This is a genomic window from Fenollaria massiliensis (genome assembly GCF_023347705.1).
In the GTDB taxonomy this organism is placed as follows: Bacteria; Bacillota; Clostridia; order Tissierellales; family Peptoniphilaceae; genus Fenollaria; species Fenollaria massiliensis.
In genome coordinates this window covers 1,243,461-1,264,114 of sequence record NZ_CP096649.1, presented here as the reverse complement: position 1 = coordinate 1,264,114, position 20,654 = coordinate 1,243,461, and the positions used below count along the sequence as shown (strand labels likewise).

The 20,654-nt window shown below is 33.8% G+C and carries 22 protein-coding genes; 20 read left to right on the top strand and 2 right to left on the bottom strand.

From position 1 onward, the window contains the following. Window positions 1-26: 26 nt before the first annotated feature. Window positions 27-782 (bottom strand): exodeoxyribonuclease III, encoded by a 756-nt coding sequence (locus M1R53_RS06240; RefSeq protein WP_249242387.1) that lies wholly within the window; start codon window positions 780-782, stop codon window positions 27-29. A 95-nt stretch (window positions 783-877) separates the two neighbouring features. Between M1R53_RS06240 and M1R53_RS06235 the strand changes: the two genes are divergently transcribed. The 15 genes from M1R53_RS06235 (at window position 878) to M1R53_RS06165 (ending at window position 12,567) form a co-directional block, all read left to right on the top strand. Continuing rightward, entirely contained in the window at window positions 878-2,437 is a 1,560-nt protein-coding gene (locus tag M1R53_RS06235) for a S1C family serine protease (protein ID WP_249242386.1), read from the top strand. 130 nt (window positions 2,438-2,567) lie between these two features. Further along, window positions 2,568-2,798, top strand: coding sequence for a Veg family protein (locus M1R53_RS06230; protein ID WP_019214058.1), 231 nt, complete (start codon window positions 2,568-2,570; stop codon window positions 2,796-2,798). A gap of 220 nt (window positions 2,799-3,018) precedes the next feature. After that, complete coding sequence (ispE, locus tag M1R53_RS06225; RefSeq protein ID WP_249242385.1) at window positions 3,019-3,828, top strand: 4-(cytidine 5'-diphospho)-2-C-methyl-D-erythritol kinase; 810 nt, start codon at window positions 3,019-3,021, stop codon at window positions 3,826-3,828. 9 nt (window positions 3,829-3,837) lie between these two features. Then, complete coding sequence (locus M1R53_RS06220; RefSeq protein ID WP_249242384.1) at window positions 3,838-4,515, top strand: hypothetical protein; 678 nt, start codon at window positions 3,838-3,840, stop codon at window positions 4,513-4,515. 11 nt (window positions 4,516-4,526) lie between these two features. Then, window positions 4,527-5,939 (top strand): aminotransferase class I/II-fold pyridoxal phosphate-dependent enzyme, encoded by a 1,413-nt coding sequence (locus M1R53_RS06215; protein WP_249242383.1) that lies wholly within the window; start codon window positions 4,527-4,529, stop codon window positions 5,937-5,939. Then, window positions 5,939-6,565 carry a dTMP kinase gene (gene tmk / locus M1R53_RS06210; protein ID WP_249242382.1) on the top strand — a complete coding sequence of 209 codons (627 nt, stop codon included), beginning with the start codon at window positions 5,939-5,941 and terminating at the stop codon, window positions 6,563-6,565. Before M1R53_RS06215 ends, tmk begins: the two co-directional genes overlap by 1 nt. 1 nt (window position 6,566) lies before the next feature. After that, window positions 6,567-6,893 (top strand): cyclic-di-AMP receptor, encoded by a 327-nt coding sequence (locus M1R53_RS06205; RefSeq protein ID WP_249242381.1) that lies wholly within the window; start codon window positions 6,567-6,569, stop codon window positions 6,891-6,893. 10 nt (window positions 6,894-6,903) lie between these two features. Continuing rightward, entirely contained in the window at window positions 6,904-7,821 is a 918-nt protein-coding gene (locus M1R53_RS06200) for a hypothetical protein (protein ID WP_249242380.1), read from the top strand. Between the two features lie 4 nt (window positions 7,822-7,825). Beyond that, window positions 7,826-8,716 carry a PSP1 domain-containing protein gene (locus M1R53_RS06195; RefSeq protein ID WP_249242379.1) on the top strand — a complete coding sequence of 297 codons (891 nt, stop codon included), beginning with the start codon at window positions 7,826-7,828 and terminating at the stop codon, window positions 8,714-8,716. Further along, window positions 8,717-9,358: a class II aldolase/adducin family protein gene (locus M1R53_RS06190; protein WP_249242378.1), complete on the top strand. Its 642-nt coding sequence runs from the start codon at window positions 8,717-8,719 to the stop codon at window positions 9,356-9,358. Next, window positions 9,345-10,403, top strand: coding sequence for an S-methyl-5-thioribose-1-phosphate isomerase (locus M1R53_RS06185; RefSeq protein WP_249242377.1), 1,059 nt, complete (start codon window positions 9,345-9,347; stop codon window positions 10,401-10,403). The genes M1R53_RS06190 and M1R53_RS06185 overlap by 14 nt, the downstream gene beginning before the upstream one ends. A gap of 1 nt (window position 10,404) precedes the next feature. After that, window positions 10,405-11,490, top strand: coding sequence for a hypothetical protein (locus tag M1R53_RS06180; protein ID WP_249242376.1), 1,086 nt, complete (start codon window positions 10,405-10,407; stop codon window positions 11,488-11,490). A gap of 83 nt (window positions 11,491-11,573) precedes the next feature. Next, a complete protein-coding gene (gene yedF, locus M1R53_RS06175) occupies window positions 11,574-12,149 on the top strand; it encodes a sulfurtransferase-like selenium metabolism protein YedF (RefSeq protein WP_249242375.1) in 576 nt (191 codons plus the stop codon). After that, complete coding sequence (locus M1R53_RS06170; protein ID WP_019214046.1) at window positions 12,149-12,364, top strand: putative Se/S carrier protein; 216 nt, start codon at window positions 12,149-12,151, stop codon at window positions 12,362-12,364. Before yedF ends, M1R53_RS06170 begins: the two co-directional genes overlap by 1 nt. Beyond that, a complete protein-coding gene (locus M1R53_RS06165; protein ID WP_249242374.1) occupies window positions 12,364-12,567 on the top strand; it encodes a DUF951 family protein in 204 nt (67 codons plus the stop codon). Before M1R53_RS06170 ends, M1R53_RS06165 begins: the two co-directional genes overlap by 1 nt. Before the next feature lie 83 nt (window positions 12,568-12,650). On the opposite strand, the gene M1R53_RS06160 is transcribed toward M1R53_RS06165, so the two are convergent. Continuing rightward, window positions 12,651-14,297 carry a tryptophanase gene (locus M1R53_RS06160; protein WP_249242373.1) on the bottom strand — a complete coding sequence of 549 codons (1,647 nt, stop codon included), beginning with the start codon at window positions 14,295-14,297 and terminating at the stop codon, window positions 12,651-12,653. A gap of 190 nt (window positions 14,298-14,487) precedes the next feature. On the opposite strand from M1R53_RS06160, the gene M1R53_RS06155 reads away from it, so the two are divergent. The 5 genes from M1R53_RS06155 to M1R53_RS06135 all read left to right on the top strand — a co-directional run bounded on the left by M1R53_RS06155 (window position 14,488) and on the right by M1R53_RS06135 (window position 20,652). After that, window positions 14,488-15,429, top strand: a complete 942-nt coding sequence (locus M1R53_RS06155; RefSeq protein WP_249242372.1) for a DDE-type integrase/transposase/recombinase — start codon at window positions 14,488-14,490, stop codon at window positions 15,427-15,429. 95 nt (window positions 15,430-15,524) lie between these two features. Next, the gene (locus M1R53_RS06150; protein WP_249242371.1) at window positions 15,525-16,151 is read left to right on the top strand and encodes a TetR/AcrR family transcriptional regulator; all 627 of its coding nucleotides are present in this window, start codon (window positions 15,525-15,527) and stop codon (window positions 16,149-16,151) included. A 4-nt stretch (window positions 16,152-16,155) separates the two neighbouring features. Beyond that, window positions 16,156-18,321, top strand: coding sequence for an ATP-binding cassette domain-containing protein (locus tag M1R53_RS06145; protein ID WP_249242370.1), 2,166 nt, complete (start codon window positions 16,156-16,158; stop codon window positions 18,319-18,321). Between the two features lie 18 nt (window positions 18,322-18,339). Then, on the top strand, window positions 18,340-18,921 hold the full coding sequence (locus tag M1R53_RS06140; RefSeq protein WP_034545139.1) for an MptD family putative ECF transporter S component: 582 nt from the start codon (window positions 18,340-18,342) through the stop codon (window positions 18,919-18,921). A 9-nt stretch (window positions 18,922-18,930) separates the two neighbouring features. Continuing rightward, window positions 18,931-20,652, top strand: coding sequence for an ABC transporter ATP-binding protein (locus M1R53_RS06135; RefSeq protein ID WP_249242369.1), 1,722 nt, complete (start codon window positions 18,931-18,933; stop codon window positions 20,650-20,652). The last annotated feature ends 2 nt before the right edge of the window (window positions 20,653-20,654 follow it).

Below are 20,654 nucleotides of genomic sequence, written 5' to 3'. Positions count from 1 at the left end.
ATTAAATCACTTTTGTCAAATCGAGGCTAAAATTCTATATCAAGTGAGACTGGACAATGGTCTGAACCCATGACATCATCGAGTATTGCTGCGTCTTTGATATTGCTTTCAAGCTCTTTTGATACTAAGAAGTAATCAATTCTCCAGCCAGCGTTTCTCGATCTTGCTCTTGTTCTGTATGACCACCATGAGTATTTATCTTCAAGATCAGGGTAGAAATATCTAAATGTATCGATAAAACCTGAATCAAGTAGCAAATTAAATTTTTCTCTCTCTTCATCAGAAAAACCTGCCTTGCCTCTATTTTCTTTTGGATTCTTAAGGTCAATCTCGTTGTGAGCCACGTTTAAGTCGCCGCAAACAACAACGCCCTTAGTTTTTCTTAGTCTGTTAAGATATTCTCTAAAAGCATCTTCCCACTCTTGTCTGTATTTTATTCTTTTTAACTCATTTTGTGCGTTTGGCGTATAAACATTAACAAAGAAAAAATCATCGTATTCAAGAGTAATAACTCTTCCTTCAGTATCATGCTCAGCTATGCCAAGACCGTAAGTCACATTTTTTGGCTCAGTCTTAGTAAGTATCATGGTTCCTGAATAACCTTTCTTTTCAGCGTAGTTCCAATACTCGTGATAGCCTTCACGCTCCATCATAAGTATTCCTTCTGATATTTTAGTCTCTTGAAATGCGTATATATCAGCCATAGTGTCATCCAAAAACTCATTAAAGTTTTTCTTAAGGACGGCTCTTATACCATTAACATTCCACGAAATAAATTTCATTTAATCACCTCTTTTAAAATTTTCACATCCTTATCACCATTCTATCACAAAAGACGTTTATAATAAAGACAGAAAAACAAAAGGAGGAATAAATTATGAAATTTGATGAATTTGGCAATGAAATTATTGACGATGAAGAAATTATTGAAAATAATGATAATTGCAATGACAATTGCAATGACAATGACAATAGCAATAGCAATGATAATAATAATGACAATGATTTTTCATCTGATGATGATTTTACTTATGAAAGAAAAACTTATAGAAGGGCAAATCAATATGATAGACCTCAAGCAAGCAGAGCAAAATTTTCTTATAACGAGGTAAATAAAAAAGAAAAGAAGCGTTATGGAGCAGGTGTTCTTATATGGTCAATTATATTTGCGATTTTCTTTGGTACGCTAACAGGCTTTGGTGGAGCTTACATGTTTAACAAGGCAAATGATGTATATAACTATATGCACAGCGAAGCGAAGAATGATACACAAAAGATTACAATTGATCAACCGACTGAAATAGTTGAAGCAGCGACTAAGAAGGCTATACCATCTGTTGTAGGTATAACTACTCAAGTGATTTCGAGAGACTTTTTTGGTAGACAAGCTTTAGGAAAGGGCACTGGCTCAGGCGTTATAGTTAACTCAGATGGCTATATCATCACAAACGCTCACGTTGTTAACTCAGAAGTTCAAGAAAAAAATAACGCTTTTGATGATTTTCCATTTGGAAATGAATTTCCTTTTGGCGGCGGATCAAAGGGCGATAAGCAAAGAAAAGTTGACGATGAAGATGTAGATGAAGATGATGATGACGAAGAAAATAATAACAATGACAGTGACAATGACAACGCTTATGATTACAATAGCAAAAATAAAGATAATAAAAAGCAAAGTAAAGGCGGCAAGATAAACGTTTTACTTGATGATGGTTCAACACATAAGGCAAAGATAGTTTGGATGGATAAGGACATGGATCTTGCCATAATCAAGATAAATGCAAAGAATCTTCCAGTTGCTGAACTTGGTGACTCAGACAAAGTACAAATCGGTCAAATCGCCATCGCCATAGGTAACCCACTAGGTCTTGATTTTAACAGAACAGTTACTTCTGGTGTTATCTCTGGTAAGGATAGAACTATAAAAGTAGAAAATCAAGTTATAAATAATCTAATTCAAACAGATGCATCCATCAACCCAGGAAACTCTGGTGGACCGTTACTAAACTCAAAAGGCGAAGTCATAGGCATAAACACAGTTAAGCTTACTAACGCAGAAGGCCTTGGCTTTAGTATACCTATCAATATGATTAAAGGCGTTTTGAATTCAATCTTAAAGACAGGCAAGGCACAAACAGCTCAACTAGGCGTTTCTATCTATAATGCAAAAGATTATGAAGCAGCTCTAAGAGTTAAATTAAACACAAATAAGGGCGTTATCGTCTTAAGCGTTGCAAGCGGAACTGCAGCTGACAAAGCTGGCATCATGGCAGGCGACATACTACTAAAGGTAGATGACAAAGAAGTTACAGATGTTAATACACTTAAGTCAATAATGTTCGGCTACAATCTTGGTGACGAAGCCACTCTTAAGATTAATAGAAATGGCAAGGAAATGGACGTTAAAATCAAGTTTACGAGCATGAACAAAAACTAATTACTGTAATTACTTTAGTACAATTATAAAATAAATATATATAAATGATTGACAAAATTTATTAAGTATGCTATACTATATATAGATGTAGATAAAATCTATGAAGTATATGAAGGGTGGGATTCATCTTATGAACGAGATTAAGAGAATTAGAAGAAGTGTTGAGAGTATTTTAGGTAAAAAAGTGCATCTAACGACAAATGTTGGCCGAAATACCTTTGTCGAGGCACAGGGGGTAATTACTTCAGCATATCCAAATCTATTCACAGTTACTCTAGAAGATGGACAAAATAACGATCAGGTTATATCGTATACTTATTCAGATGTACTAACATCGACAGTAGTAGTAAAAATAATCTAAAAAATATCCTCACAGCGATGTGAGGACTTTTTTTGCCTTTTTATGGATTATGATTAAATTTTTATAAATATATTTTTATAATTATTATGACGCTTAAAATATTTTTTATAAGATTAATTTCGCGTCAATATCATGAGCAATATTTTAAATAAAAATAAAACTATACATTGAATTTAAAATGTGTTATAATGAATGTAAGAGTGGAGGAGTATGTAAGGTCATGTTAAAAACAAAATCTTATGCGAAAATTAATTTGCATCTTGAAGTCATATCCAAAAGGGACGATGGCTTTCATGACATCATCACTCTTATGTCTAAAATTAATCTTTATGATGAGATAATTTTTGCTAAGGCAGAAGATTTTATTATTAATAGTAATATTGATATAAAAGATAATATCATGAAGAAAGCTTATGATTTAGTAAAAGAGCTTAGAGATATAAAAGGACTAAGTATAGAGCTTAAGAAGAATATACCTATGGGCGCTGGCCTTGCTGGTGGCAGTTCAAACGCTTATGAAACAGTTAGGGCGCTTGATGAGCTTTATGATTTATCCTTGACAAAAGAAGAATATTTTGATATTCTTTTAAAGCTTGGTAGCGACTGTAATTTTTTTACTGCTAAGTCGGCTGCCATTTGCACAGGTAGAGGCGAAAAAATTAAAGAAGTAGAAGGACTTAAAAAATATAAGGTGCTTTTAGTTAATCCTGGCATAAACATTAGCTCGAAAGATGTTTACGAAGGTATGTCCTTTGGTGGAGATTACTTAAGCAGTGAAGCTATTGAAGATCTTATAAAAAAAGATGATTTTAAAAGGTTTAAAAACAATATGCAAGACTTTGTTTTTGCTAAATACATAGCTGTTAAGAAGCTTTTTGATGAAATGAGTGCTTTGGGCGGCTTCAAAACCATGATGAGCGGCTCAGGATCGAGCGTCTTTAGTCTATTTGAGAATGAAGAAGAGCTTCAAAAGGCTTATTATTTAATGAAAAACCGCTACCAATTTGTGATTAAAACTCACTTGATATGAGGTGATTTAATGCTACAAAAAATATTAGAACCAATATTTACATTTTTGTATATAGTAATAATATTTGTTATGGACAATTTTATAAATAAGTATAATTATGCTGACAAAGATTTTAAGCTGCAAAGCATATTTACCAAGGCTTATGTGGTCTTTGTCACCCTTTTCTTAGGTATCAGGACTTATGCTTTATTTTTATCAGATGATGAGAAGATTATAAGGCTTACAAATATCTCTTTGTTTATAAGTTCACTTATGATACCAATACTTTTGATAATATTTTATTATCTAGCTGCAAGAACACTAAAAAAGAGAAGGATGCCAGATGTATCAAACATAATTTACTTATTAAGTGCGATACTTATGATATTAACTTTACTTCCGCAAAATGGCTGGTTCCAAGATAGAATCAGCAGATTTATGGAAGTATTTAGAACCATAATCGCTCTAATACTTAATATATTAATTTTCTTAAGCGTTTTTAAAAATGCTGTCAGAAGAAGAAATGTAAATATACAAAGGGCATCGCTTTTATTCTTTTTAGCGGGATTATTCTATAGCCTTGCAAATATTTTAAAATTAGCTAGAGTAAAGAACATTCTTTATGTGCTTAGCTTAATATTGATATTAATTATGATATACACATGGTACAGAACCATTCGTAAAAAAACTGAAATATATAGAGTGTAAAGGAGTTTTTAATGAAAAGACCTGTTTTTGAAGCATTATCAAAATTAAAAGACGAAAATTCGGTTTCTTTCCACATGCCTGGACATAAGGGAAAGAACACACTATTTAACTGGGGCGATTACATCCCAGCTATTGACACGACAGAAACTTATGGCATGGACAATTTGCTTGAGCCAAGAGGAGTTATACTTGAGAGTGAGAAGGAAGCTGCTAAAGTATTTGGTGCTATGAGCACTTACTACGCTGTTAATGGTTCTACTGGTAGCATATACATTGCTATCTCAACTATAACTAAGCCAGGTGATACCATCATTGTTCAAAGAAACTGCCATAAATCAGTATATAACGCTTTGATACTAAATAGATTAAATCCTGTTTATGTATATCCAAAGTATAACGATGACTATCATGTTCTAACTGGTGTTGACCCAGATGAGATAGAAGACTTAATCCTTGACAATCCTGAGGTAAAGGCTGTTGTAGTAACTCACACTAATTACTACGGAATCGCTTCAGACCTTGAAAGGATAGCTGAAATTTGTCATAACTATGGCAAGATACTTATGGTTGACGAGGCTCACGGACCTCACATGAAATTTGATGACAGACTACCTAAGTCAGCTCTTGAATGTGGCGCGGACATAGTTATACACTCAACTCATAAAACACTTACTGGTTTTACACAAACATCTATGATACATGTTGGTTCTGAAAGAATTGATACAAATAAACTTAGAGATAGATTCCAGCTATATACAACAACTTCACCATCGTATCTATTTACACTATCAAACGAAACAGCTTGTGCATACATGGACGGTGAAGGCAGAGAAAAACTTCATCACAATGTAACTAAGTGTCTAGAATTTATTGAAGAGCTTAAAAAGATTGACAGGGTTGAAGTTTTTGAAGGCGATGACTTTGATAAAACTATAAAATCAAAGGACAATACTAAAATATTATTCAAGCTTGAAGGCGTTAAGGGCTCAAGACTTAGAAAAGAGCTTTATGAAAGACACAATATTAGACTTGAAATGAGTGATTATTACTACGCTCTAATATTTGCAACGCTTATGAACGAAGACGAAGACTATGAAAAGCTTCTTGAAGCAATTAGAGACCTTTCAAAGAATCTTTCTTATGAAGAGGTTAAGCATATAAGAGTTAATATGCCTGATCCAAAGATTATTATTAGACCAGCGGATGCATATTACTCATCAAAGAAGATAATTAGCTTAAAGGATTCACTTGGAGAGATAGTAACATCACCAATAATCCCTTATCCACCTGGAGTACCTCTACTTGTTCCTGGCGAAGAGATTACTGAAGAGATACTTGATCACATACAATTCCTTAAGGAATCAGACTTAAATATTGTTGGCTTACTTGGCGAAGACCAAGACTCATTGGTTGTAGTTGACTAATGAAAGGACTAGTAATAGCTCTTGAAGGACAAGACGGAACCGGCAAGAGCACTGTTATAAACGCAATCACAGGCTACTTCGATGAGATGGGCCTTGATTATATAAATGCGCGAGAGCCTGGCTCGACTAATATTGGCGAGAAGATAAGAGATATCTTAGCTGACAAGGCTAATAAGGATATGGATTATCATACAGAGGCACTTTTATTCGCAGCATCAAGATCTGAACTATATGACAAAGTGATTAAGCCAAATGTATGTAAAGGCACTTCTGTCATACTAGATAGATTTTTATTGTCATCACTTGCTTATCAAGGCATAGTGAGAGGACTTGGCACTGATGAGGTCATGAAGATAAATGATTTTTTCTTAGAAGGCTTTAGGCCCGACCTAACTATACTTATGGATTTGGATGCAAAAAAATCTTATGAAAGACTTAAAAAGCTTGGCGAACTAGATAGGATAGAGTCTTTGGGAGAGGACTTCCAAGAAAAGGTTCACCTAGCCTACTTAAAGCTTTATGAAGAAAATCACATGAAGCTAATCAAATTGGATGGTACTAAGGACAAAGAGAGCCTTGCTCACGAAGCCTTAGATGAAGTAAAAAAATTAATGAAGGAGTGTTAGTATGAAACTAATTGTAGCAATTGTTCAAGATCAAGACGTAAATGCACTAATGGATGCTCTTACAGAAAAAAAGTATAGAGTGACAAAACTTTCTTCAACAGGTGGATTCTTAAAATCTGGTAACACTACATTACTTATTGGTGTTGAAGACGATAAAGTAAATGAAGTTAAGGAACTTGTTGATCATAACTGCAAGACAAGAGAGATAACTACATCTTTACTTACAGTTACTATGCCTGGAGATACTTTTGTGCCTTATCCACTTGAAGTAAAAGTTGGTGGAGCAACACTATTTGTATTAAACGTAGACGAATTTTTAAGAGTTTAGGAGAAAATTTGTGTTTGAGAAAATATTTGGAAATGATGAAGTAAAAAAAATACTTTATAACGATATCAATAATAAAAAAATTGTATCATCCTATATTTTTGAAGGCAAAGACAGTGATTATCTAGAAAGCCTTGCGATGGAATTTGCAGGGCTTCTTCTTAATTCTAAAATCCCAGAGAAAAAGGCAGATTTTGCCTTGTTTGGCAAGGGCGAAAAAATCAAGAAAGAGGATGCTCAGTCCATAGCAAAAGACGTTTATATAAGACCTTTTGAGCTAGACCGAAAAGTTTATATGCTCTTAGGAGCAGAAGATATTCAAATTGAGAGTCAAAACGTCCTTTTAAAAACACTTGAAGAGGCGCCAAGTTATGTTGTAGTCATCTTAGTTACTAAGAGCCTTAACATGATACTTGATACCATCATCTCAAGAAGCAAAGTGATTAGAGTTATGCCTCTTAATAAAAATGAGCTTATGGATTATATCAATGAAAATTATCCAAAGCTAGACAATAAAGAGCTTTACGCATCCATATCCATGGGCGATATAAGCGCGCTTAAATCTTTTATAGAAGATGAAAAAGAGATGACGCTTAGAAAGATGAGCATAGATGCAGCCATTAAAATATTAAAGAAAAAGCGTTATGAGAGCGTTAAAGAAATTGATTTTTTTGAAGAAAATAAAGAAAATATTGAAAAAATACTTACATACTTTGAAATTTTTATCAAGGATATAGCTTCGAGTGACGATAGGATTGTTAATCTTGATTATAAAGACGAGATTAAAAGTCTTAGAGGGCTTGCACTATATGACTTGGTTGGCAGCATTGACATGATAGAAGAGACTAAGAGATACTTAGGTAACAGCGGTAATTTCAGGCTGCACCTAGAGACTTTAGTTTTAAATATGATAGAAAAATTTGATAGGTGATTATATGAATAAAAAAATAATAGGCGTAAGATTTAAGCCTATAGGAAAAATTTTTTACTTTGACCCGATGGGGCAAGAATTTACTACTGATGACAAGGTCGTAGTCGAGACAGTTAGAGGACTTGAGCTAGGCGATGTTGTCGTCGCTAATAAGGAGATAAACCTTGATGACTTTGGCATACCTCTTAAGCCAATCATAAGAAAGGCGACTGAAGAGGACATCGCTCAAAAGAGGGACAACGACATAAGAAAGGCAGAGGCAAGAGAAATATTTATTCAAAAGAACGAAGAGTATGGTCTTGGAATGAATTTACTAGATATTGACTTCACTCTTGATTTGAATAAAGTTATATTTTTCTTTACAGCTGAGGGCAGAGTTGACTTCAGAGAGCTAGTTAAGGACTTAGCAAGAATATTTAGAATGCGTATTGAGCTTAGACAAGTTGGCGTTAGAGATGAAGCCAAATGCATACCATCGGTTGGTAAGTGCGGCAGAAAAACATGCTGCTCATCTTTTTTAGGTGAGTTCTCACCTATAAGCATAAATCTTGCTAAAAACCAAGACTTGACTCTTAACGGAAGTAAATTATCTGGTCTATGCGGAAGACTTATGTGCTGTTTAAATTATGAGGCTGATCAATACAATGAATTAGTTGATAAAATGCCAAAGATAGGCGCAATAATTATAACTGAGCAAGGCAAAGGCGTTGTCATCGATAGATTCATTCTTAAGCAATCACTAAAGGTTGAGCTTAAGGAAGGCGAAAACCTTGGTAAAGTTATATTGACATTCGCTGATGAAGTTAAAGACACAGGTAAGATTGACAGGAACTATGTACAAGAATCATACACAGACGATGATCAAGAAGATATTAAAAATATAGAAGGTGACTAGATGTTTATACAAGATAAGAAATTACTTATAGAATATGCTAAAAAGATGATTAAAGATGAGCTAACTGTTGGCACAGCTGGCAATTTAAGTATATATGACCCGGAAGAAAAAGCGATGGTTATCACACCATCGGGCATACCTTATGACAACATGAATTTTGATGACCTCGTGGTCATGGACTTGGACTTAAATATTTTAGAGGGCAAGAACAAACCATCAACAGAGTCTTTTCTACATGCACTTGTTTATAAAAACAGACCTGATATTAAGAGCATAGTTCATACGCATTCAATATATGCAACTAGCTATAGCACACTTAGAAAGCCACTTGAAGCACTTCACTACATCATGGCTGATCTTGGTGGAGAAGATATAAAATGTGCTGAATATGCTGTTTTTGGCACACAAGATTTAGCTGAGAAAGCTCTTAGAGCTCTTAAAGATAGAAAGGGCTGTTTACTTGCTAATCACGGCGTTTTAGCGCTTGGTAGTGATTTGAAAGAAGCTTACTCTAATGCAAGAACCATTGAATATATCGCAAAGATGTATCATATAGTACGCTTTGAAGACGATGTTCATGTATTAAAGAAAAGCGATATAGATGCAGTCATTGAGAGGATGAAGTCCTATGGACAAAAATAATAGGATGGACAAAGACCTTGGTTTCATGCTTAAGTATGAGAACGTTGCTTGGTTTGAAGATGGCAAGGTCAAAATACTTGATAGAAGAATATATCCAATTGAAACGCGCTACGAAATTTGCTCTAATTACAAAGAAGTGAGAGACGCTATCAAAAATATGGTTACTCAAAGCGCTGGACCATATACTGCCGCTTTTATGGGCATGGTACTTGCTGCTTATGAAGCAAAAGATTTTACTGAAGGTAAATTTATTAAGCACATGAACGAAGCAAAGCTTGCTCTTGCCAATGCTAGAGAAACAACATCATTTAGAATGATGCAAGTAACTGAAAGGGCCTATGATATTGCCAAGGATGCGATTGAAAAAGGTTTAGTTCCTTACGAAGAAATATTTAAAGGAGCACTTGAGTCATTAGAGAGAAGATACTCAGCCATAAACGAGGTGGCAAAAAATTTAGCAAAGCTAATGCCAGACGAAGGCGCCATCATGACGCAATGCTTTGGCGAGACCATAGTCGGCTACATGATGCTTAGAGCAAAAGAGCTTGGTAAAAAGATAAAAGTTTATTGCCCAGAGACAAGACCATTCTTACAAGGAGCTAGACTAACAGCTTCGGTACTAAGAAGTCAAGGTGAGGACGTTACAGTCATTACTGACAATATGGGCGCGTGGACGATGAAAGAAAAAAATATAAGTTTATTTACTTCGGCAGCCGATAGCATTACAAAAGAAGGCTACGTTGTGAATAAAGTTGGCACTTTGCAGCTAGCAATTTGCGCAAAATACATGGGTATACCATATTTTGTAACAGGCATACCTGATTTAGGTAAATCGATTGACGATATAAGTATAGAAAAAAGAGATCCTCATGAAGCGACATCCTTTATGGGCAAGAGCCATGTAATGAAGGGCGTTAAGGGATATTATCCAGCCTTCGATGTGACTCCTCCTGAACTTGTTTCAGCAGTTGTTACAGATAGAGGTATTTTTGCGCCTTATGATTTAGCTTCATACGGCAAGATGGGAGAAGTGGATTATTATTAAAATGTTTAAGGAAATGAATATTTACAAAAGAATACTCATAAGCATTGCCATAGTTTTAATTTTAGTGCTTGCGGCGACATTTGCTTTTCCTCAAAAAATTGTGGATCTAATGATGAAGCTCAATTTCAATCGCGAGAAGACACTTAGTCTTGATAAAGTTTATTCAAGAAATTTAACCTCTGACATGAGAGTTTGTTTCAGAAATGGTCATATTTATTATCATAAAGATGGTACACTTGTTATGACAGGACTAAGCGACGAAGACGTGATGAGAAGAGACTTTGAGGCGAAAACTGCAAACGTACTTTTTAAGGACAAGTACATCTATTCAACTGATGCTCCTAATGGTGTTGTCAATATTTTGAGCTATGATGACCTAAAAGATGTGAAAAGCTTTAATTTTGATGAAGCTATTTCTTTTATCGATGAAAAGGACGGCAGATTCACAGCTTGGCTAAGCGATAATTTCAATGAAACGCTTCGTACTTATGACGATGAGTTCACTGAACGCTTTAGATATAAGGCATTGAATCCAATCTTGACATACAATGTTGATAAAGATTTTAAAACTATGCAGATAGCGTCATTTGACCCGTATTCGAGCGATATCAAAGCATCTTTGTACAAAGAAATTAACAGAAAAGGCGAGAATAAACTTTATTATAAATTTAACGACGAAGTCATTGCCTTTATCGGTAATCTTAAAGATATGAAGATAGTCGCAACAAACAAGGGACTTTACTATATGCAAGAGTCATCCATAGTTTTTAAAAAAGAGTATAACACTCTTAAAGACATTGCCATAGATGAAGGAAAAGTTTATCTTCTTTGTGATGACAAGCTTATGACGCTTAATAATAAGGCAGAAGTTTTGGAAGAACACACATTTAATCAAAATGTAAGAAGCCTACTTAAGTATAATAATGACTACATCGTTTACTCAGAAAGAGAAATTTATATTCCATTTAAGGGCAAGTACTATATGAAGGATATGCAAGAAGACATCAGAAATATTTATATGAGTGGTGACTTTATCGCAATAGTGTCTGATGAAAATATAACAATTTATTCAATGAAAATAAGCTAAACTATTAGATTTATTTATAATAGATGAATATATCTTGACATAAGAGAATTTTAAGTATAAATTATAATTAGGAGGCGGTATTTATGAAGGAAATAGATGCAAGAAAATTAGAATGTCCAAAACCAGTTATATTAACAAAGAAAGAATTGGACGCAATGGAAACAGGAGTAGTATGCACACTTGTTGATAATAAAGTTGCTACTGAAAATTTATCAAGACTAGCTGAGTCCATGGGCTTAAAGGCTACAGTTGAATCAGTTGGCGAAGATTACAAGGTAACTATAAACAAAGATCATGCAGTTGAACTAAAATCTGATGACGAAACATTTGTTATAGGTATAGGCACTAACGTTATGGGTCATGGCGATGAAAAGCTTGGTGCTATACTAATTAAGAGCTTTTTATACACAGTTTCACAAACAGCTCCACTACCAAAAACTATTGTATTTTTCAATGGTGGAGTTAAATTAACTTGTGAAGGAAGCGAAGTACTTGACGATATTAAGAGCATGGCGGACAATGGCGTTAAGATTATCTCTTGCGGAACTTGTCTTGACTTCTACGGCTTAAAAGAAAAATTAGCAGTTGGCGAAATTTCTAATATGTATACTATTTACGAAACATTAGAAAAAGCAGATAGAAATATAGTTTTATCATAATGAAAAAATACGTTTTAAGCTTTAACTCAACTCACCACGCAATACTTGCAGAAGGAGTTTTTAAGAGTGAAGCTATAGAGTACAAGATGATACCAACACCAAGACACGTTAGCTTATCTTGCGGCTTGTCAATAGTTTTTAGCAAAGACGACCTTGATAGAGTCAATAAACTTATCGAAGACAAGAAAATTGAAGGCGAGGTCTTTGATTACTAATGCTTGAGTATAGGCTAGATGACATTGTTAAGATGAAAAAGTCTCATCCATGTGGAAGTGATGAATTTAAAATCATTTCAGTGGATGTAGGAATAAGGCTCAAGTGCATAAAATGTGAAAGAGTCTTAGACTTTAGCAAAAAAGACTTTGAAAAATATGTGAGAAAAATTTTTAAAGACGGAAAATTTATAAGCATAAGATAAAGAGATGTGATTTTTATTCACATCTCTTTTTTGTATGTACACAAAAAGGCGAAAAGATAAAATTTTCGCCTCTTTTATATAAATTATTTTTCTTCGTTTTTATATGGTTCCAAAAATGCGTGGAAGTGTCTCATTGGTAGGTTCTTGCCCCAAAGTATCCTCATATTTGGAATGCTTTCTCTGTCTTCATAAAGTGCTTTAACAGCGGCTATAACATAATCAAGGTGCTCTTGACTAAGCCTGCTTCTATCTATCGCGAAACGAACAACGTTTGCTAGCTCAGCTTGTTGCTCAGGAGTTTTTAAATCATATTCCATAGAGAAATCTCCAAGCTCAGCAACTCTTATGCCGTAGCGCCTAATAAGTTCAAGTGAAAATCCTTGACCAGCAAAAGTATCGTGACCGCGCTTGCCATCGAAAAATTCATCCATGTTGATGTAAACTGCATGACCACCAGCAGGAAGCACAACGCCCTTAACGCCTGCTTTGAAAAAGCCTTGAGCAAGATACTCAACTTGTTTAACACGGCTGTCCATGTAATTAAAATCGCAGCTTTCATATAGACCAACAGCTAGAGCCATGATATCGTGGCCGCTCATGCCGCCATATGAGTCATTGCCGTAGCAAGAAATTTGTTTAACTTTAAGTCTTACGCCGACATCCATCTTCATGGAGCCATCTTCATTAAAGTCAGAAAATTTTTGCCAGAATAAACCTTTGTCTCTAAAGGCAAGCATACCACCCATATTAGCGTGGCCATCTTTTTTAGCTGACATACAGAAGCCGTCACAGTATGAGAACATTTCACTTGCTATCTCGGCTATGGACTTATCTTCGTAGCCTTCTTCATTCATCTTGATGAAATAAGAATTTTCTGCCCAACGAGCTACGTCAAAAATTAGTGGTATATTATATTTGTGAGCGATTTTATTAACTTCTCTAATGTTCGCCATAGAAACAGGTTGACCACAAACAGTGTTATTTGTTATGCACATAAATATCAATGGAACATTTTGGACGCCAACGCCATTGATTAGCTCTTCAAGTTTTTCTAGGTCCATATTGCCCTTGAATGGATTCTTATCATATTTGCCGCCCTCAGGTATTTCATATAAAAGTTTTTTATTATATAAATTTCTTGGGATGGAGCCCATTTGCTTGATATTGCCTTCAGTCGTATCGAAGTGACCGTTTGATGGTATAGTGAAGACTTTACCAGGATGACGCTCAGTCAATATATTTTTAACTATCTCCATAAGAACCGATTCAGCCGCACGTCCTTGTTGAATGATAAAGGAGTTAGGTCTTTCCATTTGAGCAGCGCCGCCATTGAAGAGGCCGCCCTCGTATTCACATAGATAAACCTCGTTCATCATCTTCTCAACATCTCTGCAATCAGTTCTAACTAGATCTAAAGTTTTTTTCCAGTTCTTTTCTCCGCCGCGTTCAAAGATGTCTCTAAAAGTATCAAGAAGAACGTAGTAGCCAGTATTTCTGCCATAAGCCTCGTCGCCTAAAAATAAAGATGCCCATTGAGTGTTAGTCATGGCAGTTGTACCCGAGTCAGATAGCATATCAATAGTTAATAGCCCCGATGGAAACGCAAACTCGTTGTAGTGAGTAGCCTTAAGAGCTTTTTCACGCTCTTCAACTGTAACTTTTGGCAGGTCCTTTACCACGTATGTGAAATGCGTTGGAGTAGGAACATTTAATGGATATTTTTCGCTCATAATATACCTCCTTTAATTTTACATAAAGCATAGTCCACTAATTACAGTATAAGCTTTTAGCACACGAAAGTCAAGAGCATAAATTTTATTTGTTATGTGGTATAACATATGTTACAAAAACAAATAAAAAAAGAGAGGTATTCTAATATAATAGGTTTGACAACAAAAAAACCAGAAAGGAACCTCTCTCATGATAAATATAACAGAAGAAATGCGTTTTCGCAAGAGATTATGTGATTATGCCTTAAAATATGGAGCAACAAAAGCCGCAAGACGCTACCATACAAATCGCCAATTCGTTTACAGACAATTAAAAAAATACGATGGAACAGTTAGAAGCCTAGCACTTAAGTCAAGAAGACCACACAATAGCCCAAATGCGCACACAGAAGAAGAACTTAAACTGATAAAAGATATGTATAGAAGAAACGGTATCTACGGACTAGCAGAAGTATACGTTAGATGCTTAGCAAAAGGCTACACAAGAAGTTTTTGGAGCATGTGTAGACAAATACGTGTAAAAGGATACAAAAACGTGGAAAAGTGCCGTAAAAGCTATACAAAGTATATAAAACTAGACGGCAAATATCCAGGAGATAAAGTACAAGTAGATATAAAACACGTTCCACAAGAGTGTATAAAGTTTCCAGCATATGGATATAAATACTATCAAATAACAGCAATAGATGAGTTTAGTAGAAAAAGAATACTAAAAATAGTTAAAGAAAAAAGCACATACGAAACAAGTAAATTTTTAATAGAACTAGAAAACAAATTAGGATTTAAAATAAACACAATACAAGTAAACAATGGATATGAATTTGTAAATGATGGAGATAAGACAGACAAAACAAGCGCATTCGAAACAGTTGCACAAAAATTAGGAATGAAGGTTAAAAGAATAAGACCATACTCACCATGGCAAAATGGAAAAGTAGAAAGAAGCCATAGAGAAGATAGTAAAATAGTTTATAACAGAAAAATATTTACAAGAGAAAAAGATCTAATTAAGCAAATAAATAAACATCAAAATAGATATAACAATACAGCTAAAATATCATTAAATTTTAAGACACCAAACCAAGTTGTAAAAGAATATTTCTCTAAGTGTAACATATGTCTTGACAACTAAGACTAACTGATATATAATCAATAATATCATTATTGATAATTCTATTATTGATTATACTATTAAAATTAAAGTTTTGTAAGAATGGAGGAATGGACATGGCAAATAGAAACCATGAACTTGATAAACCAATCATTGAAGCTGCTAAAATAGAGTTTTTGCAATATGGATTTCAGGCTGCTACAATAGGCAATATTGCTAAAAGAGCGGGAATTACAACGGGAGCAATCTATACAAGGTATAAAGGGAAAGATGAACTTTTTTATAGTTTGATAAAAGAATTTTTAGAAGCTATAAGTGTGAAAAGAAAAGAGAACGAATACTCGTATATGGAATATTGCGCAGATAAAAACTTTGATCATTTTTTGCTTAACATTCAGAAAGAAACCAAAGGATATGTAGATGTGTTATTTAAATATTACGAGGAGTGCAAACTAATACTTTGCTCAAGTAAAGGCAGTTCTGTAGAAGGAATGTTTCGTGAAATGATGAATAATAAAATTTCCATAACAAAACAATTTATAAGGGAAAATATAGACCCGAATATAAGTGAGATGAAATTAGATTTGGTAGAGCTTTTAATGAATCAACAATTTAGTGCTTTTAAATTAGTGATTGAAAAAGGATATAGCAAAGAGGAGACAATCGAGTACACAAAAATGCTCGGCGAATTTATTGTGGCGGGTTGGGAAAAGATATTTGATGAAATTATAAATAGGTATTGAATTTATGTACGATAAAGGCAAGAAGGACGAAAATATTTTAGATTTTAAAATAGATTTTTCCTATGAAGGCAAAAAGGAAAAGTCGTTAGATGATGTAATTGGCAGCATATCAAAAGGAGATTGCATAGTTCTTTGTGGCGAAAGTGGATGTGGAAAATCAACATTACTTAGGTGCTTAAACCATTTAATACCGGAGTTCTATGATGGGATATTTAATGGCTATATCTTGGTAAATAGCAACAATATAGAAAACAAGAACATTGGAGAAGTTGGAGAATTGATTTCGTCCGTTTTTCAAGATCCAAGAAGTCAATTTTTTACAATGGAAAGCGATACGGAAGTATCTTTTGGACTTGAAAATAAAGGGTTAAGCCATGAAATAATAAAAAGAAGAACAGAAGAAGCTTTTTCAAAATTTGGCTTGGAGTATTTGAAAAATAGGGAAGTATTCAAACTTTCAAGCGGAGAGCGTCAACTAATAGCGATTATGTCTGCTTGGGCAATGGATACGGATATTATTTTACTTGACGAGCCAACTGCAAACTTAGATTATTTAGCCATAGAAAAACTGAAAAATATCTTATTGCTTCTAAAAGAAGATGGAAAAACTCTAATAATCAGTGAACATAGGCTTTACTATTTGAAAGAGTTGGCTGATGAATATTGGCTAATAAAAAATGGAAGCTTTTATGAAAAGTATGATAAGGACGATTTTAAGATATTTTCTAAGGATGAATTAAATAATTTGTGTTTACGAGTTACGGATTTGAAGCAGATTGAGGTTCAGAAGAAGTGTTCTAATGTTGTCAATGATAAATTAGAGGTAAAAAATATATCCTTTGGATATAAAAAACAACATATTTTAAATGATTTGTCGTTTACAGCTTATTTGGGAGAAGTGACTTGCTTGATTGGCAAAAATGGTTCAGGTAAAACCACCTTAGGAAAATGTATATGTGGATTATTGAAACCAAAAAAGGGAAGAGTTTTTCTAAAGGAAAAAGAATTGAGCCATAGGCAGCTATCGCAGGATAGCCTCTTTATTATGCAAGAAGCTGAATTTCAATTTTTTACAAATTCTGTATTATCTGAACTGAAGTACGGTGTAAATCGAAACAAATATGATGAGATAGAAGCTCTACTTAAAAAGTTTGATATGTGGAAATATCGTGATAGACATCCATTTTCTCTTTCAGGTGGGCAAATGCAAAAATTAACCTTAATGATGGCGTATCTTTCGGATAAAAGTGTGGTTATTTTAGATGAACCAACCTCAGGAATGGACAAAAAAAGTTTAGATACTGTTGTGGGATTGATAAACGACATGAAAAAGAAAAAAATCGTGATAACAATTAGCCATGACTTAGAATTTATTTCATCAGTTGCGGATAAATGTTTGGAACTTGATGATGGAACGATACAAAGGATTTGCGAAGTAAAAGAGAATAGAGATATTGAAAGCATTAAAAGTATATTTGAAAAAGATTTAGAAGATCAACCTCCGGCAAAAAGAGAAAAAAATCTTATAGATTCGAGAACAAATATTTTGTTTTGGCTTCTTTGTATGGTTGCAGTAGGAATCGACAATAAAAGTTTGATTTTTGAATGCAATTTATTAGCTCTCGTTTTTTCTCTTGCAAATAGAAGATACAAGACTTTAGGAATTACTTCTGTCATTATAGGGCTTATTTACGGTCTTGAAATCATATATCCAAATGAAATTACAATATTTACTGCAAATTTGTTTCCTAGATTTATTTTAATATTTCTACTATTTCCTATTATTCTTGGAGGTAGAGGGGCAACAAATATGCTTGCGGGACTTAGAAAAATAAGAATACCTGAGAAGTTATTATTGATTCTTGCAGTTTCTTTCAGGTTTTTCCCGGTGCTAAGGAATGATTTTAAATTACTTAGACAGGTGCTTAGAAATAGAGGAAGTTGCAAGCATAAAAATATAATAAAAGAAAAAATAGAATATCTTGAGGCTCTGATTGTATCACTCATTTTTCGAGTGGTAAGAATAGGCGAAACTTTATCAGCTTCAGCAGAAACAAGAGGAATTGCTTTAAATCATAAAAAATCATCTTATGTTACTTTACAGTTCAATTTGTGCGATTACATATTGATGATTGGAATGATAGTAATTTTGATGATAAATATTTTATAAAAATAGGAGGACTTAATCATGCACAAAAACAAATTGAAAGCGAAAGATATCATTACAGTTACTTTATTATCATTGTGTAACATTTTGATATTTTCGATAGGAACATTCATGTATGCAACACCAATTACCATACTTTTAACACCGGTGCTTTACTCATTATTACAGGGTATTGTTTTCTATGTTATCGGAGTGAAAGTGAAAAAAAGAGGAGCGTTTTTTATATATTCCCTTATTCAAGGAGTTATAGCATTCTATCCACCATATATTTTGATGTTTGTAATTTCAGGATTGATAGCAGAGTTTTTATTATATAAAAAAGGTTATGGTAATTTAAAAGTTATTGGAATCAGCTATGTTATTCAGCAAACTTTGGCTTCAATTGGAAGTGTAATTTATCCATATACAATAGCCTTGAATAAAACTATAGGAGCCATGAAACAAAAGGAGTTAGCTTCAAATATTATAGCGGCAGGCAAAATGATTTCTTCTTGGGGAACGCTGATTTTACTTGCCTTAGTTATAGTTTCAGCAATCGCAGGAGCTTATATAGGTAGCAAGGTCGTAAGGAAACATATTTTAGAAAAAGAAGCTAATGCATAGGGTAAAGTCATGAAAAAAGAGAAAGAACCAAACTTTTTTAAAGAAATGGATTCGTTTATAAAGCCATACAAAAAAAGATATATTTTATCTGTTATGCTAAGTATGCTTTCTGTTCTATGCGAACTGTTATCCTACGCTTTTGTTGGAATTTTAGCGGGATATATCTTTAAAGGATTTCATGGAAACAACATGATATATGTCTTGATTTTCACTATAATTTGCAAAATATCAGGGGTGCTGCTTTCAAATATTTCAACACTTATATCTCATAAAGCAGCATACTTAACGCTAAAGGACTTAAGATATGCAATTTGTGATAAATTTGTTAGATTGCCGATGGGATATTTTGATATTAATCCTAGTGGAACATTAAAAACTATATTGGTAGACAGGGTGGAAGATATAGAAAAAACATTAGCACATCTACTTCCTGAGATGACTGCAAATCTATTGATACCTATTGCCATGATTGTTTGGATGCTTGCAGTTAATATTAAGCTTACCGGGATTATATTTCTTTGGGTTATATTTGGACTATCAATCGGAATGCTTATGATGATTGGATATAAGAAAAAATATGAGGGACAAGTACAGGCACAAAAGAATATGAATCAAGCGGTTATAGAGTATGTCAAAGGGATTGAGGTAATTAAAACTTTCAATATGGAAGATAGTTCATATGCTAAATATAAAAATGCAGTCATACGCCATGCGGAGTATGCTATAAACTGGATGAAAAGCTCACAGATTTATGCGTCTCTTTCCTATAGCATAGCTCCTGTATCTATATTTCCAACAATTGTTGTGGGATTGATATTTTTTAATAATGGGTTTCTTACTGAGCAAAGTTTATTTTTGTTTATGATGATTTCTCTTGGTATATTTAAACCGATTGTTAAAGCATCCAGTTATGTTGACCAATTGGCACAGATGGGAACTGTTACTAAGGAAATAAAAGGAATCTTAGATTATCCGGAACTTAAGAGAAGTGAGAATTCTAATTTAAAAGAAAAAATGACATACGACATAGTGTTTGAAAATTTACAATTTTCTTATGATGGGACAAAAAATGATGTTGATGATGTGAATTTAACCATTAAAGAAAAAACTATGACTGCAATTATTGGTACTTCAGGTTCAGGAAAATCAACTCTAATGAAACTTTTAGCCGGATTTTGGGATTTTGAGAAAGGAAAAATAAAAATAGGTGGTATAGGGGTAAAAGACCTTTCAATGAATGACCTGAATACTCTTATCTCCTATGTGGATCAAAATACATTTTTATTTGATGATACTATTTTGGAAAATATTAGAATAGGTAAAAAAGATGCAACGAATGATGAGGTGATAGAAGCTGCTAAAAGAGCCGGTTGCCATGATTTTATTGTGACTTTGCCTGATGGATATGACACCATCGCAGGGGATAGGTTATCCGGCGGAGAAAAGCAAAGAATAGCTATTGCCAGAGCAATTCTAAAAAATGCTCCAATTATAATATTAGATGAAGCAACTGCAAGTACAGATATTGAAAATGAAGAAAAAATTCAAGAAGCGTTACTGGAATTTACCAAAGGAAAAACACTAATTGTTATTACACATAAAATTAAAACTGTCATAAATGCAGATAAGATCATATATATGGAAAATGGGAAAATCATTTGCGATGGAAAACATGAAGAACTTATTAAGTCGTGTTCTGCGTATAAGCATTTATATGAAATAGCAAATTGATT